Annotated in this window: 13 protein-coding genes; 8 read left to right on the plus strand and 5 right to left on the minus strand. The window is 67.0% G+C overall.

All coding sequences use genetic code 11. The features are described from left to right. Positions 1-94: 94 nt before the first annotated feature. Positions 95-790: a heme exporter protein CcmB gene (ccmB, locus tag GDJ08_RS17170; protein WP_136003290.1), complete on the minus strand. Its 696-nt coding sequence runs from the start codon at positions 788-790 to the stop codon at positions 95-97. Continuing rightward, on the minus strand, positions 787-1,446 hold the full coding sequence (gene ccmA, locus GDJ08_RS17175) for a heme ABC exporter ATP-binding protein CcmA (protein WP_165699834.1): 660 nt from the start codon (positions 1,444-1,446) through the stop codon (positions 787-789). Before ccmA ends, ccmB begins: the two co-directional genes overlap by 4 nt. A 134-nt stretch (positions 1,447-1,580) precedes the next feature. Between ccmA and GDJ08_RS17180 the strand changes: the two genes are divergently transcribed. From GDJ08_RS17180 to GDJ08_RS17190, 3 genes are all read left to right on the plus strand, one after another. Next, a complete protein-coding gene (locus GDJ08_RS17180; protein ID WP_153165358.1) occupies positions 1,581-2,729 on the plus strand; it encodes a pyridoxal phosphate-dependent aminotransferase in 1,149 nt (382 codons plus the stop codon). Beyond that, positions 2,729-3,550: an amidohydrolase gene (locus GDJ08_RS17185; protein ID WP_153165359.1), complete on the plus strand. Its 822-nt coding sequence runs from the start codon at positions 2,729-2,731 to the stop codon at positions 3,548-3,550. Before GDJ08_RS17180 ends, GDJ08_RS17185 begins: the two co-directional genes overlap by 1 nt. Before the next feature lie 163 nt (positions 3,551-3,713). Continuing rightward, complete coding sequence (locus GDJ08_RS17190; protein WP_136003298.1) at positions 3,714-4,148, plus strand: hypothetical protein; 435 nt, start codon at positions 3,714-3,716, stop codon at positions 4,146-4,148. Between the two features lie 76 nt (positions 4,149-4,224). Here the strand turns inward: GDJ08_RS17190 and GDJ08_RS17195 are convergent, their stop codons facing one another. Genes GDJ08_RS17195 through GDJ08_RS17205 form a run of 3 tightly spaced genes read right to left on the minus strand, consistent with a single transcriptional unit; the run spans position 4,225 to position 7,981 of the window. Beyond that, complete coding sequence (locus tag GDJ08_RS17195; protein ID WP_136003301.1) at positions 4,225-6,000, minus strand: pseudouridine synthase; 1,776 nt, start codon at positions 5,998-6,000, stop codon at positions 4,225-4,227. Next, entirely contained in the window at positions 5,993-7,060 is a 1,068-nt protein-coding gene (scpB, locus tag GDJ08_RS17200) for an SMC-Scp complex subunit ScpB (protein ID WP_136003304.1), read from the minus strand. The genes GDJ08_RS17195 and scpB overlap by 8 nt, the downstream gene beginning before the upstream one ends. A gap of 15 nt (positions 7,061-7,075) precedes the next feature. Next, positions 7,076-7,981, minus strand: a complete 906-nt coding sequence (locus GDJ08_RS17205; RefSeq protein ID WP_017357401.1) for a segregation and condensation protein A — start codon at positions 7,979-7,981, stop codon at positions 7,076-7,078. A gap of 344 nt (positions 7,982-8,325) precedes the next feature. Between GDJ08_RS17205 and GDJ08_RS17210 the strand changes: the two genes are divergently transcribed. The 5 genes from GDJ08_RS17210 to GDJ08_RS17230 all read left to right on the plus strand — a co-directional run bounded on the left by GDJ08_RS17210 (position 8,326) and on the right by GDJ08_RS17230 (position 15,088). Further along, complete coding sequence (locus tag GDJ08_RS17210; RefSeq protein ID WP_017357400.1) at positions 8,326-8,625, plus strand: YciI family protein; 300 nt, start codon at positions 8,326-8,328, stop codon at positions 8,623-8,625. Beyond that, positions 8,622-8,900 carry a BolA family protein gene (locus GDJ08_RS17215; RefSeq protein ID WP_153165360.1) on the plus strand — a complete coding sequence of 93 codons (279 nt, stop codon included), beginning with the start codon at positions 8,622-8,624 and terminating at the stop codon, positions 8,898-8,900. Before GDJ08_RS17210 ends, GDJ08_RS17215 begins: the two co-directional genes overlap by 4 nt. A 148-nt stretch (positions 8,901-9,048) precedes the next feature. Beyond that, complete coding sequence (locus tag GDJ08_RS17220) at positions 9,049-10,086, plus strand: LacI family DNA-binding transcriptional regulator (protein ID WP_017357398.1); 1,038 nt, start codon at positions 9,049-9,051, stop codon at positions 10,084-10,086. Positions 10,087-10,170: 84 nt separating this feature from the next. Further along, on the plus strand, positions 10,171-13,230 hold the full coding sequence (locus GDJ08_RS17225; protein WP_017357397.1) for a TonB-dependent receptor: 3,060 nt from the start codon (positions 10,171-10,173) through the stop codon (positions 13,228-13,230). 253 nt (positions 13,231-13,483) lie between these two features. Beyond that, positions 13,484-15,088: a glucoamylase family protein gene (locus GDJ08_RS17230; protein ID WP_017357396.1), complete on the plus strand. Its 1,605-nt coding sequence runs from the start codon at positions 13,484-13,486 to the stop codon at positions 15,086-15,088. Positions 15,089-15,090: the final 2 nt, after the last annotated feature.

Genomic DNA, 15,090 nt, shown 5'->3' on the forward strand with positions numbered 1-15,090 from the left:
GCGGCAGTGGCTATCCAACGAAGGGCGACGATCCAACGGACGTGGAGTGGCTCGTTAAACGATGACACTGGAACGGTGGCACGGGAACAGCAGCTCAACTCAGCGAGATCCGGATGGCGGCAGCCGTCGCCAGCGGCGCCAGCACCAGTGCCACCACCAGCCCGGCGGCCAGCAGCAGCAGCGCACCGACCGGATCCTGCCCGCGTGCCGCAGCGCCGACACTGCCCGCACCGAACACCAGCACCGGTACGTACAACGGCAGGGCCAGCAACGCCACGAGAATACCAGAGCGCCGGATGCTCACCGTCAGCGCGGCGACCACGCCACCGATCAGACTCAGCACCGGCGTTCCCAGCAGCAACGATGCCAGCAGGATCGGTAGTTGGTCATGTGGCACGTGCAGCATTTCGGCCAGCAGCGGCGTGATGGCGATCAGCGGCAGCGCGGTGGTGGCCCAGTGCAGCAGCACCCGTACCAGCACCAGCCAGGCCAGCGGGACCGGTGCCAGCAGCCATTGCTCCAGCGAACCGTCCTCGGCATCGCTGCGGAACAGCGAATCCAGCGCCAGCTGGCCGGCCAGCAGCACCGCCAGCCACAGCACCGCCGCACCGACCTGACCCATCAGCGATGACTCGCGGCCGAGTGCCAGCGCGAACAGCACCACCACCAGCAGCGCGAACAGCAGCGGTTGCAGCGCGTCGCCACGGCGGCGCCAGAGCAGGCGCAGGTCGCGCGTGACAAGGGCACAGGCGGTCTGCCACAGGCCCGGTTCGGTGCCCGGCGCGATCATGCGGCACCGCCGATGGCGACCGGGGGGTGCCCGGCGGGCGTCAGGTCGATCAGGCGGGTGCGCACGGGCGGGGCGGCGTACGCGCCGTGGGTGGTGACCAGAGCGGCCCCACCGCTGCGCAGATGCGCGGAAATCATGCGGTTCACCAGGTTGATGCCGTCCAGGTCGAGATTGGCGTAGGGCTCGTCGAGCAGCCACAGCGGGGCCGGCGACAGCCAGATCCGGGCCAGTGCCAGGCGACGCTTCTGGCCGGCCGAGAGCTGGCGGACCAGGGTGTCCTCATAGCCGGCAAGGCCGACGATGGCCAGCGCATTGCCGGGCATCTGGCGCGCGCGGCGGCCATGCAGGCCGCACAGGAAATGCAGGTTCTCCAGCGTATCCAGGTCCGGCTTGAGTGCGGGCAGGTGGCTGAGGTACGCCACATACTGCGACCGTTCCTTGTGACCGGCCACGCGGCCATCGATCTGCACCTGGCCGCTGTCGGCGCGCAGCAGCCCGGCCAGTACCCGCAGCAGGGTGGTCTTGCCGGCGCCGTTGTCGCCCTGCACCAGCAGGGCTTCACCGGCATCGATATGGAAGTCGAGCGGCCCGAAGACCGGTTCATCGTTGCGACTGAAGCCGAGGCCTTGCGCGGCCAGCAACGGAGGAGCGTTCAAGGGGCTCAGGCTTCACACCGGGAAAGGGCCGCCATTGTAGCGGGGGTGAGGTGGCAGGGTGGAGGGAGGGCCATCATGGCCGCGGACGTTTTGCGTACACTGGCCTTTCCCCCTTTCCTCTTCATTCTTTGCCGATGCAACCCCAGACCAAGCTGCCCAAGGTGGGCACCACCATCTTCACCGTGATGTCTCAGCTGGCCGCCGAGCACGGTGCCGTGAACCTTGGGCAGGGGTTTCCGGACTTCTCCGCGCCGCAGCGCCTGATCGATGAAACGGTCAAGGCCATGCACGGCGGGCTGAACCAGTATCCGCCGATGACCGGCGTGGCACCGCTGCGCCAGGCCATCGCGCAGAAGTCGCTGGAGCTGTACGGCGCGCAGGTCGATGCGGATACCGAGATCACCGTGACCAGTGGCGCCACCGAAGCGATCTTCAACGCCATCCACGCCGTGGTGCGCCCGGGTGAGGAAGTGATCGTGCTGGACCCGGCGTACGACTGCTACGAGCCGGCCATCGCGCTGGCCGGCGCGGTGGCCGTACACGTGCCGCTGGACCCGCAGAGCTTCGCGGTGGACTGGGACCGCGTGCGTGCGGCGATCACCCCGCGGACCCGCCTGCTGATGGTCAATACCCCGCACAATCCATCCGGTGCGATGCTGACTGCCGGGGACATGCAGGCGCTGGCCGACGTCCTGCGCGGCACCGGCATCTACCTGATCTCCGATGAGGTGTACGAACACATCATCTACGACGGCCGCCGCCATGAATCGGCGCTGCGCTACCCCGAGCTGCGCGAGCGCGCGTTCGTGATTTCCAGCTTCGGCAAGACCTATCACTGCACCGGCTGGAAGATCGGCTACGCCATCGCCCCGCCGGCGATGAGCGCCGAGTTCCGCAAGGTCCACCAGTACAACACGTTCACCAGCTTCGGCCCGGCGCAGTACGGCTTCGCTGCGATGATCCGTGACGAGCCCGAACACCACCTGGAACTGGGCGCGTTCTACCAGGCCAAGCGCGACCGCTTCCGCGAACAGCTGCTGACCACCCGCCTGACCCCGCTGCCGGTGCCGGGCGGTTACTTCCAGCTGGTCGACTATTCGGCGATCAGCGATCTACCTGACCACGAGTTCGTGAAGTGGCTGACCATCGAGAAGGGCGTGGCCGCCATTCCGCTGTCGCCGTTCTACGAGACCGCGCCGCGAGGCCAGCGCCTGGTGCGGCTGTGCTTTGCCAAGAACGACGCCACGCTGGACGCGGCGATCGCACGTCTGCAGGGGCTGTGATGACCGCCGCCGAACGCCCCGATCTGCGCGTCAGCCTCGTCCAAGGCGACACCCGCTGGCATGATCCGGCCGGCAACCGAGCGCACTACGGTGCGCTGCTGGCACCGCTGGCCGGGCAGAGTGATCTGGTGATCCTGCCGGAGACCTTCACCAGTGGTTTCTCCAACGACGCCATCGACAAGGCCGAGAACATGGACGGCCCGACCGTGGCCTGGCTTCGCGAGCAGGCGGCGCGGCTGGGCGCGGCGGTCACCGGCAGCGTGCAGCTGCGGGTGGGGGAGGGCGTGTTCAATCGATTGCTGTGGGCCACGCCGGATGGTGACCTGCAGTACTACGACAAGCGTCATTTGTTCCGTTACGGCGGCGAGCACCTGCGCTATGCCGCCGGCAACGCGCGTCTGAGCGTGGACTGGAAGGGCTGGCGGATCAATCCGCAGGTCTGCTACGACCTGCGCTTCCCGGTGTTCTGCCGCAACCGCTACAACGTGGAGCGTGCCAACGACCTGGATTTCGACCTGCAGATCTTCGTCGCCAACTGGCCCTCCGCGCGTGCCTACCCGTGGCGCACACTGCTGCGTGCCCGTGCGATCGAGAACCTGTGCTACGTGGCCGCGGTCAACCGGGTCGGCATCGACGGCAACGACCTGCACTACGCCGGCGACAGCGCGGTGATCGATTGCCTCGGCCAGCCGCAGGTGGAGATCCGCGAACGCGAGCAGGTAGTCACCACCACCATCTCGGCGGCGGCGCTGGCCGCGCACCGCGCGCGTTTTCCGGCGATGCTGGACGCGGACAGCTTTGACCTCCACACCCGCGCGTAATGCCGGCCGCTGGCCGGCGCCGCGTACGCCATGCCGAACCGATGCAGCCGGCCAGCGGCCGGCGCTACTGAACGGTGGCCGCATGCGCGTAGGCGGCCACATGCTGGCGCGATGCGCGCGCTGCTAGATTCTGGGCCGTTCCTTTCCGCATGAGTGCACTGCAATGAAGACGCTTTCCCTGGCACTGACTGCACTGGCAAGCCTGGGCGCGGTTCCCGCCGCACAGGCCGCCGGCAACATCGACTGCAAGCTGCACTACAACCTGGCGGGCTGGTCTGTGCTGTACAAGACCGCGTCGGGCACCGGCACCATCACCTGCGACAACGGCGCGCGCATCCCGGTCAAGATCACCGCCAAGGGTGGTGGGCTGACGGTGGGCAAGTCCAGGATCGTTGATGGCAAGGGCAAGTTCTCCGGCGCGTACGCGGTCAACGATCTGCTCGGCTCCTACGCGTCGGTTGAAGCGCATGCTGGCGCGGAGAAATCCGGCAATGCGCAGGTGATGACCAAGGGCGACGTCTCGCTGGCGCTGGCCGGCACGGGCAAGGGCTGGGATCTGGGCGTGGGTGTGGGCCGTTTCACCATCGAGCGGCGCTGACAGCAGCCCGGGAGCGACCTGCCAAACGAAAAACCCCGGCTCACGCCGGGGTTTTTTGTGTTCTGCGGTTCAGCGATCAGCCGCCGCGCGGGCCGCCACCACGGTGACCACCGCCGCCGGGACCGCGGCTGCCGCCGGGGCGTGCGCCGCCCGGACGACCGCCCGGGCCGCCGGGGCCACGACCGCCGGGGCCACCCGGGCCACGGTTGCCGCCCGGACCGCGATTGCCGCCGGGACCGCCGGGACCACGTGCGCCGGGACCGCCCGGACCACGGTTGCCACCCGGACCACCCGGACCGCGATTGCCGGCCGGACGTGCGCTGCCGTACGGGCTGGCGCCCGGATTGGCGTGGTCGGACGGGAAGCTGGGCGCATTGCCCGGATGGCCGTACGGGTGGCGCGACGCGCCCTGACCGCCCTGACCACCGCGGTTGCCGCCGCCGGCCGGACGGCCCTGGCCGCCGAAGCCGCCACGGCCTTCACCGCCGTATCCGCCACGGCCTTCGCCACGGCCTTCACCGCCGAAGCCGCCGCGCCCTTGGCCGCCTGCGCCGCCCGGACCCTTCGGCTTGCCGTAGGGACGCCCCTGGCCACCGGCACCTGCGCCGGCACCCGGGCCGCGCGCCCCCGGACCACGGGCAGCGCCCGGACCGGCATTGCGATGGTTGCTCGGACCGGTGCTGACACCGTCCGGCACGTACCAACTGCGGAATGCAGCCGGGTTGCCTTCCGGCAGGGCGCGGTTGCCCTTGTCCGGACGCTGCTTGAACGGACGCTGCGACTGCTTGGCTGCCGCTTCGCCGCTGACCGTGAGGCCGCCCTTGAAGCCGCCGCCCTTGCCGCCGCGACCCCGGCCGCGCTCTTCGCGCACGTTGTCGAAACGACGCAGCTCGCGGCCTTCATCGGCCTGGTTGTGGCCGTTGACGTAGGCGTTGCCGCGGCCACCTTCGCGCGACACGCGCACGGTGGTCTTGGCGGCGCGGCGCTGGCCGATCACCGGCTGCAGGGTCAGCGCCGACGGCGCGCCTTCTTCCAGCTTCAGTTCGGCGCGCAGCGCTTCGACCTGCTTGGCCGGCAGTTCAACCGACTGGCCGCGCAGCAGTTCGCGCGGCAGGCTGACCTTGCCGTACCGGGTGCGCTTGAGGCGGCTGACCTGGCAGCCCTGCGACTCCCACAGGCGGCGCACTTCGCGGTTGCGGCCTTCCTTGACGACCACGCGGAACCAGTCGTGCGAGTCGGTGCCGCCGATGCGTTCGATCTCGTCGAACTTGGCCGGGCCGTCTTCCAGCGCCACGCCGCGGGCGAGGCGGTCGACGATGCTGTCAGGCACCTTTTCCTCGCCTTCCGGTGCACGCACGCGCACGACGTACTCGCGCTCCACCTCGTAGGAGGGGTGCATCATCGCGTTGGCGAGCTCACCATCGGTGGTCGCCAGCAGCAGGCCGGTGGTGTTGATGTCCAGGCGACCGATCGCGATCCAGCGCGCGCCCTTCAGGGCCGGCAGCGCTTCGAACACGGTGGGACGACCTTCGGGGTCTTCGCGGGTGGTCACTTCGCCTTCCGGCTTGTTGTACGCCAGCACGCGCGAGGTCTCGGTCAGCGCGGTGGCGACGAAGCCACGGCCATCCAGTTCGACCTTGTCGCCGCTCTTGATCGACTGACCGGTCTGGGCGACTTCGCCGTTGACCTTGACCAGGCCATCGGCAATGCGCTGTTCCAGCGCGCGGCGAGAACCGAGACCGGCCTGCGCCAGCACCTTGTGCAGGCGCTCTTCGAGCTTGGGCTGATCGGTGTCGGATTCGCGCTTGAGCGAAAGCTTGTTCAACGACAGCTTGCGGGGGGTGTCACTCATTTACTTGGCTCCGGCCGGCGACGGTTTCGTCGGCCTCTGGTTCGGGATCGGCTTCGTCAACAGCCACGGTCGTCGTCGCGACGGCGTTGTCTTCGGTTTCGTTCTGGTGCGCCGCGCGCTCTCCCGGCGCGGTAACGGGTTCGCCATCGCTGGCGGTCGTATCAGCGTCGTCGTCGCGGAGCGGCAACGGCGCATGGGATGAGGTGGTACCGGCTTCCGCATCGGCGGACGCCTCGCTATTGTCCTGATCTGCGGGCCGATCCGCCAGTCGGGCGGCGGCCAGCGCAGCGCGCGCGGCGGCCCGGGCGGCGGCCGGGTCGAGGTCCTGTGCCGGATCGGATGCCGGGGGTGGGGCCTCGTCGGCGTGCTGGTCGGCGTCCGGTTCCACCGTGTCCTCACCCGTGGCCGGCGACGGGATGCCGTCGTCATTGGCGGCGTCGCTGTCCCCGTCGGGGTCCGGGCTGGCGGCGCCGGCGGCCAGGCGAGCGGCCGGCTGGCCGTCGCTGTCCAGCGGCAGCTGCGGTTCCAGCTCGCCCAGGTCGCGCAGTTCGGACAGCGGCGGCAGTTCATCCAGGCGCTTGAGCCCGAAGTAGTCCAGGAAGCCCTTGGTGGTGCCGAACAGCGCCGGCCGTCCGGGGACGTCGCGGTGTCCGATCACGCGGATCCATTCGCGTTCTTCCAGTGCCTGGATGATGTTGCTGCTGACCGCCACGCCGCGCACCTGCTCGATCTCGCCGCGGGTGATCGGCTGGCGATAGGCGATCAGCGCCAGCGTTTCCAGGGTGGCACGGGTGTAACGGGTCTTGCGTTCGGTCCACAGCCGGGTGATGTAGCCGTGGACCTCGTTGGTGATCTGGAAGCGGAAGCCCGAGGCGACCTCGACCAGCTCCACGCCACGCCCGCTGCAGCCCTCGCGCAGCAGTTCCAGCGCGCGCTCGATGCTGCCCGGGGGCGCCGGTTCCTCTTCGGGGAACAGGCCCTGCAACTGCGCCAGCGTCAGCGGCTGGCTGGATGCCAGCAGCGCGCCTTCGACAATACGGTTGATCAGCGGTTGATCCATGCGTGGGTCGGGTGCTCAGTCGGATTCGTTGGCGGCGTCGTTGTCGTCGAACTCGCTGTTGAACTGCAGCGGTTCGTTGGTATTGCCGGCGGCCAGGGACTTGACGTAGATCGGCGCCAGCGGAGCTTCCTGGACAATGTCCAGCAGCTGCTCCTTGGCCAGTTCCAGCAGGGCCAGGAAGGTCACCAGCACCCCCAGCTTGCCTTCTTCGGCAGTGAACAGCGATTCAAACCGGTAGAACCGGCCATCTTCAAGACGACCCAGCACGTCGCCCATCCGTTGCCGCACGCTCAGCGCCTCGCGCTTGATCGCATGGCCGGTGAACAGCTCGGCGCGCTTGAGCACGTCGTGCAGCGCCATCAGCATTTCCTTCAGGTCCACCGGCGGCGGCAGCTTGACGGCCGCGCGGTCGGGAACGAAGGCATGCGCCAGGCTGGTGTCGCGATCCTGCCGGGGCAGGGCGTCGATGTCCTCGGCGGCCTGCTTGAAACGTTCGTACTCCTGCAGTCGGCGCACCAGTTCCGCACGCGGGTCGGCTTCGTCGCCTTCCACGCTGGGCGGCCGCGGCAGCAGCATCCGCGACTTCACTTCGGCCAGGATCGCCGCCATCACCAGGTACTCGGCCGCCAGTTCGAAGCGCAGCTCCTGCATGACGTTGATGTACTCGACGTACTGGCGGGTGATCTCGGCCACCGGGATGTCGAGGATGTCCAGGTTCTGCCGGCGGATCAGGTACAGCAGCAGGTCCAGCGGACCCTCGAAGGCGTCCAGGATCACTTCCAGCGCGTCCGGCGGGATGTACAGGTCCTGCGGAATCTGCAGGACCGGTTGCCCATGCACCACGGCCAGCGGCATTTCCTGCTGCTGTGGGGCGGTCGGCCGGATTTGCGGGTTCGCGTCGAGCGCGAGTTCGGAAGTCATCAAATTGACGTCAGTATTGCAACGGACCGGTCGCCGCACCGTGCCTGCCACTGGAGAACCAGGTGGCAGGGTGGCAGGCCAAGGCACGCCGCTGTCGGCGCGATTCCACACTTCAAACAGCAAGGCGCGCCGCGATGGGCAGCGACAGAACTACGGGGAGGTCGTCTACGTGAGCTGGTGTGGGGCAGTGGGTCGGTCGACACGGGGCCGGGAGAGCCGGGGGTCGACGGGCCGCTGCATCCAGCCACGTGCAATGGACACAAGAGTACGGCTTTGCACCGGCAGTGTCCAGCGAGCCGGGCTAGAATCGTCCCGTTTGTTTATATGAGTCTCGGGAGTTTCCTGTGTGGTATGTGATTGAAGGCTATGACGGCGCGGCCGTACTGCCTGCCCGCCAGTCGGCGCGGCCGGCCCATCTGGCGCGTCTGCAGGCCCTGCAGGACGAAGGGCGTCTGCTGCTGGCCGGCCCATGCCCGGCCATCGACAGCGAAGATCCCGGCCCGGCCGGCTTCAGCGGCAGCGTAGTGATCGCCGCATTCGAGTCGCTGGAACAGGCCCGCGCCTGGGCCGATGCCGACCCGTACGTGGCGGCCGGGGTGTACGAGCGGGTCCAGGTGCGCCCGTTCCGCAAGGTGCTGCCATGAGCAACGCCGAGCGCGTCGAGCGCATCCGTGCGGCCCTGCAGCAGGCCTTCGCCCCGGAGCAGCTGGTGGTGGAGGACGACAGCCACCGCCATGCCGGCCACCCCGGCGCGCGCGATGGCCGTGGCCACTTCACGGTGCACGTGGTGAGCACGGCGTTTGCGGGAATGGCGCCGCTGGCGCGCCACCGGGCCGTCTATGCGGCCGTCGGGACCATGATGGAGACCGATATCCACGCGCTGTCCATCGACGCCCGCAGTCCGACCGAAAACCGCTGAAACCCTTGTCCCGTCTTGTCCTGGCGAGTCCTGGAAGGACCCGCCGTGGACAGCGTTCCGTTACCGCCGTGAGACATGAGGCTAACGTAGTGTTTACATTCAGGATTGAAAACGCTTACATTCCGCGCCAAGCCCAGATCTCTAAGCCGTGGAGGGCGGCGAGGTGAACAAGGCAGCCATCACAATCAAAGATGTCGCTCGCGAAGCCCGGGTCTCCGTGGCCACGGTCTCGCGTGCCCTGAACGGTCATGAAAATGTCGCCGAGCCCGTGCGCAAGCTGGTGCTGGAGGTGGCTGCGCGCCTGCGCTACACCCCGCACGCGGCGGCCCGCAGCCTGAGCAGCCGGCGCACCAACACCATCGGTGTGGTGCTGCCCGACCTGTACGGCGAGTTCTTCTCCGAGCTGATGCGCGGCATCGACAACGTGGCCCGTGCGCGCCGCCAGCACCTGCTGGTGTCCAGCTACCACGGCGACCAGGAGCAGCAGGGGGCCGCGCTGCGCGCCATGCGCGGCCGGGTGGATGGCCTGCTGGTGCTGTCACCGTACGCCGAAAGCCCGGGCTTCCTGACGGACAACCTGCCGCAGTCCCTGCCGACGGTGCTGATCAATACCTATCTGCCCGAGCAGGATCATCCGGTGCTGAGCATCGATGACCATGCCGGTGCGATGGCCATGACCCGCCACCTGCTGGAGGTCGGCCATCGCCGTATCGCATTCATTTCCGGTCCGGATCTCAACTACGACGCCCGTGAGCGCCTGCGCGGTTTCCGCGATGCGCTGGCCGCATTCGGCGATGCTGCCGACGGGATCGAGTTGCCCGGTGACTTTGACGAAGCTTCCGGCCATCGCGCCGGACAGGAGTTGCTGGCAGCCGGCACGCTGCCCGATGCGGTGTTTGCCGCCAACGACATGATGGCGCTGGGGTGTCTGTACGCCTTCGCGCAGGCGGGCATCCGTGTTCCGCTCGATGTCGCACTGGCGGGTTTCGATGACATTCCGCTGGCACGTTTCGTTCACCCGTCGTTGACGACGATGCAGGTGAGTATCGCCGACCTCGGCGATAGAGCCGCGACGCGCCTGTTGCAGTTGATGGATGGCAACAACACGGAAGGGGCCGGCGACAAGCAGACGCTGGTGCCGACCCTGATCGTGCGTGATTCGAGCAGGTCCAGATCCGAGCAGTAATCCGGCCGCGAGGCCGGGCGTACATCCACTTCAAAAAAACAATACAGGGGCCGCAATGACGGCCACCACCACCCGGAGAGTTACATGACGTATTCCAATCACCGCAATCGTGCGCCGGCCCGTCGCCTGCTGACCACCGCACTGGTCAGCTGTCTGATGCTGGGCGCTGCGCCGGACCTGATGGCGCAGTCGGCCAACGCCTCGCTGCGTGGCCAGGTTGCACAGGCCGAGGCCGGCACCGAAGTCATCGCGACCAACGTCGCCACCGGTACCGTGCGCCGCGGCACCATCCGTGCCGATGGCAGCTACTCGCTGATGGGCCTGGACCCGGGTACCTATGATGTTGTGGCCAACGGCCAGACCCAGAAAGTGACCGTGACCGTGGCCTCGACCGCGACGCTGAACTTCAGCGGCGCGCCGGCCAACGGCAGCACCGCCAATGCCACCAACCTGGACACGGTCAACGTGGTTGCGCCGACCCTGCTGCAGGAAGTGCGTACCTCCGAAGTGGGCAAGACCGTCAGCCTGCAGCAGATCCAGACCACCCCGCAGGTGTCGCGCAACTTCCTGGAATTCGCCGACGCGGTCCCGGGCCTGATCTTCACCCGCGACGCCAAGGGCAACACCTCGCTGCGCGGCGGTGCCACCAACTCCGACGGTACCAATGTGTACATCGATGGCGTGGGCCAGAAGAGCTACGTCAAGGGCGGCGGCGTCGCCGGCCAGTCCGGCAGCGCCGGCAACCCGTTCCCGCAGCTGGCGATCGGTGAATACAAGGTCATCAGCGGCAACTACAAGGCCGAGTACGGCCAGGTCTCCAGCGCGGCCGTGACCGCGGCGACCAAGTCCGGTACCAACGAGTTCAAGGGTGAAACCTTCTACCGTTACACCGATGAGGACATGCGCGCCAAGACCCCGGCCGAGCGCCAGGGCGGCAACGACAAGATGGTGTCGGCCGAGAAGGAATACGGTTTCGCCCTGGGCGGCCCGATCATCCAGGACAAGGCCCACTTCTTTGTGACCTATGAAGCCAAGCGCTTCGACCTGCCGGTCACCATCGCGCCGGATGGCGCGGTCACCGGTGCTGCCGGCCTGCTGCCGCCCGATGGCGCCGCCGGCCTCGGCCCGGCCAGCCAGCCGTTCCAGCAGGACCTGATCTTCGCCAAGATCGACTTCGAGCCGACCGACAACGATCGCATCGAGCTGACCTTCCAGGACCGCGATGAAACCCAGTCGCAGTTCAGCGGCCAGACCTCGCCGGAAGCCGGCCGTGAAGTGGTCAACACCGACCGTCGTTACGCCCTGCGCTGGAATCACAGCGGCGAGCGTTACTACAACGAAATGATGGTCACCCATGAAGATTCGTTCAACAACCCGACCCCGCTGACCCTGGCCAACGGCATCACCTACACCGCACCGGACGGCACCGAAGACCGCACCGTGGTGAAGATCGGTGGCGCATCGGCGCTGGATTCTCAGGTGAAGGGCCAGAAGGGCTGGTCGATCGAAGACAACCTGACCCTGGACGGCATCCAGTGGATGGGCGACCACACCATCAAGATGGGTGCGAAGTACAAGCAGATCGACCTGTACGCATCCGATGCCGCGCAGATCAATCCGACCTTCACCTACAGCCTGGGCGATCCGGACTTCCCGTCTTCCATTCCGTACAAGGCGCAGTTCGTCAAGCCGGTAACCGGCGTGTCGGGCGTGTCCGGCGAAGTGCGTTCGAAGTCCAAGCAGATCGGCCTGTTCATCCAGGACGACTGGCAGGTCAATGACCACCTGCAGCTCAACCTCGGCCTGCGCTGGGACTACGAGAAGACCCCGTCCTACCTGGACTTCGTGACCCCGCAGCAGGTGGTCGACGCGATCTACTCGCAGGATCCGCGCGCCCCCGCCGGCCAGACCTACGCCGATTCGCTGGCGCTGGGCGGTCTGGACATCAGCGACTACATCAGCACCGGCAAGAACCGCAAGGCATTCAAGGATGCCTGGCAGCCGCGCCTGGGCTTCTCGTATGACATCAACGCCGACGAGCAGCACGTGATCCACGGTGGTGCCGGCCGTTCGTACGATCGCGACCTGTTCGACAACCTGCAGCTGGAAACCACCAAGCTGGCGCTGCCGCAGCCGACCATCTACTTCCGCAACCCGGCCACCGGCACCTGCATCAACGGCCAGGCCGCCTGCTATGACTGGAACCCGGCCCTGCTCAACGGCATCGGCAATCTGCAGAACCTCGTGGGTGCCACCAGCAATGCCGGTCTGGAAGTGGATCTGCTGAACAACAATCTGAAGGCTCCGTACTCGGATCAGTTCAGCCTGGGCATGAGCAACCAGATCGGTGAGTGGCTGACCGACGCCACGATCGCCCGCACGCTGAGCTACGACGGCTTCGCCTTCACCCTGGGCAACCGCTACCCGACCGGCCAGTTCTTCGATGACCCGCGCCTGTGCGGCGGTTCCGACCCGGGCCTGAGCCAGGCCTGGAGCTGCAACGTGCCGGGCTTCGGCAGCCTGATCATCGGCCAGCAGGGCATCAAGACCCGTGCGACCCAGGTCCTGCTGTCGGCGCAGAAGCCGTTCACCAAGGAAAGCGGCTGGGGCACCTCGGTCGCCTACACCTGGACCACCGCGCGCCACAACCGCGACATCAATGAGAAGTACGCGTTCGACCGCGGCCTGATCAGCGAGTACCCGACCATCCGCTCGAACGGCGCGCCGCGCCACCGCCTGGTGGTCACCGGTTCGTACGCCGGCTTCTGGGGCATCACCTTCGGTGGCAAGATCACCCTGGCGACCCCGACCGCCGTCAACGACTGGTACCCGGTGCCGCAGGCCAGCGGCTACAACCTGCCGACGCCGCAGGCGGCTGTGCCCAACGCCAATGGCAAGTTCCTGCTGGGTGGCAAGATCTTCGGCTACCGTTCGGTCGATCTGCAGGCGACGAAGACGTTCAAGATGGCGGGCGATACCGAGCTGTACGCTCGCCTGGACATCATCAACGTGTTCAACTTCGACAACTTCTCCACCTACAACTACGTCAAGACCAACGGCAAGCTGGAGGCCAGCTACAACGAGACCGGCGAAATCATTGGTACGCCGCGTCAGGTCAAGGCGGAAGTCGGCTTCCGCTTCTGATCGCATTACCCGGCATCGCCTTCGCAGGCGATGCCGGGGCAGCACCGCCGGCCGGCCTCTGGCCGACCGGCGGACTGCACAGGCGCTTGCCCATCGGCGATGGACAAGCGCGTGTGCGGCAGGTAGCCCGCGTTGCCCGGACAGACTGGATCCGCCCTCGACACGCGGATTTTTTTTGCGTCGGGTCTGTAAACGATTTCAATCTGGTTGAGGCTATGCTCTCCAGCACGAACATGCGAAAAGGTGGTGGTCGATGAATGCACGTCGGGTGGTGACGCTGACTTTGCTGTCCGCAGCGATCGTCGGCTGCCAGAAGGCGCCGGAACAACCGGCCAAGCCCAAGCCTCCGGTCATTCTGGTGGAGGCCGATGCGCCGCCGCGTCCGATGAAGCCCGAACTGCCGCCGCTGTTCGACGACATCGAGCGCCGCACCTTCCAGTTTTTCTGGGACACCACCAACGAAGTCAACGGACTCAGCCCGGATCGCTTCCCGTCGCGCCCATTCGCCAGCATCGCCTCGGTGGGGTACGCGCTGACCGCCTATCCGATCGGCATCGAGAATGGCTGGGTCAGCCGCACCCAGGCGGTGGACCGCACCCTGCTGACGCTGAAGTTCTTCCGCGACCTGCCGATGGGGCCGCAGCGCACCGGCAAGGGCGGTTACAAGGGCTTCTACTACCACTTCCTGGACATGCAGCAGGGCCGCCGGTACGACAGCTGGGTCGAGCTGTCCAGCGTGGATACCGCGCTGCTGATGATGGGCGTGCTGTTCGCGCAGTCCTACTACAGTGGCGATGACCCGCGAGAGAAAGAGATCCGCGAGATCGCCGATACGCTGTACAAGCGCGTGGACTGGCCCTGGCTGCAGCAGCGTGCGCCGCTGATCTCGATGGGCTGGTTCCCGGAGAGCGGCTTCATCGACCACGACTGGATGGGCTACAACGAGGCGATGATGGTCTACATCCTCGCGCTCGGTTCGCCGACCCATCCGGTCAGTCCTGACGCATGGACGGTGTGGACGCGCACCTACGACAACGACTGGGGCGTCTACCAGGGCCAGGAATACCTGTCCTTCGGCCCGCTGTTCGGTCACCAGTACACGCACGTGTGGGTGGATTTCCGCGACATCCAGGACGCCTACATGCGCGAGCGGGGCAGCACCTACTTCCTCAACAGCCGGTCGGCCGCGCTGGCCCAGCGCGAGTACGCCATCGCCAATCCGATGAACTGGAAGGACTACGGCGAGAACGTGTGGGGCCTGACTGCCAGCGATGGCCCGCAGAACACCACGCAGGAGTATCGCGGCGAGCAGCGCCAGTTCCGGCACTACTCCTCGCGCGGCGCCGGCCTGCGCGAGAACTTCGACGACGGCACCATCGCGCCGACGGCGGCGATCGCCTCGATCGTGTTCGCGCCGGAAGAGGTGATCCCGGCCACCGAAGAGATGCACAAGCGCTACGGCGACTACATCTATTCCAGCTACGGCTTCCTGGACTCGTTCAATCCCAGCTTCAACTACGACATCCCGATCAAGACCGGGCGCCTGGTGCCGGACCGTGGCTGGGTGGCCAGCGACTACATCGGCATCGACCAGGGGCCGATCCTGACCATGATCGCCAATTACCGGAACGATTTCGTCTGGGACGTGATGAAGAAGAACCCGCATATCCGCAAGGGGCTGGAGCGCGCCGGTTTCAGTGGCGGCTGGCTGACCCCGGAAGGCGAGACGGCGCCGACGACGCTGCAGAAGGATGAGAAAGCAGCGTCGGCACGATCGGTCGGCATCGCCGAATCGCGCGCGGCCGCGGCGCAGGAACAGAAGAACAACACCAACCGCAACCAGCCTCAAGGGAAGTAAGC

The organism is Stenotrophomonas nematodicola (assembly GCF_009467805.1).
Classification (GTDB): domain Bacteria; phylum Pseudomonadota; class Gammaproteobacteria; order Xanthomonadales; family Xanthomonadaceae; genus Stenotrophomonas; species Stenotrophomonas nematodicola.

Bases quoted from the DNA above. Each gene is read 5' to 3' on its own strand.
- GDJ08_RS17225 (WP_017357397.1), top strand. From the start codon at position 10,171: ATGACGTATTCCAATCACCGCAATCGTGCGCCGGCCCGTCGCCTGCTG.
- GDJ08_RS17180 (WP_153165358.1), top strand. From the start codon at position 1,581: ATGCAACCCCAGACCAAGCTGCCCAAGGTGGGCACCACCATCTTCACC.
- GDJ08_RS17230 (WP_017357396.1), top strand. From the start codon at position 13,484: ATGAATGCACGTCGGGTGGTGACGCTGACTTTGCTGTCCGCAGCGATC.
- GDJ08_RS17185 (WP_153165359.1), top strand. From the start codon at position 2,729: ATGACCGCCGCCGAACGCCCCGATCTGCGCGTCAGCCTCGTCCAAGGC.
- scpB (WP_136003304.1), bottom strand. From the start codon at position 7,060: ATGGATCAACCGCTGATCAACCGTATTGTCGAAGGCGCGCTGCTGGCA.
- GDJ08_RS17195 (WP_136003301.1), bottom strand. From the start codon at position 6,000: ATGAGTGACACCCCCCGCAAGCTGTCGTTGAACAAGCTTTCGCTCAAG.
- GDJ08_RS17215 (WP_153165360.1), top strand. From the start codon at position 8,622: ATGAGCAACGCCGAGCGCGTCGAGCGCATCCGTGCGGCCCTGCAGCAG.
- GDJ08_RS17190 (WP_136003298.1), top strand. From the start codon at position 3,714: ATGAAGACGCTTTCCCTGGCACTGACTGCACTGGCAAGCCTGGGCGCG.
- ccmB (WP_136003290.1), bottom strand. From the start codon at position 790: ATGATCGCGCCGGGCACCGAACCGGGCCTGTGGCAGACCGCCTGTGCC.
- GDJ08_RS17205 (WP_017357401.1), bottom strand. From the start codon at position 7,981: ATGACTTCCGAACTCGCGCTCGACGCGAACCCGCAAATCCGGCCGACC.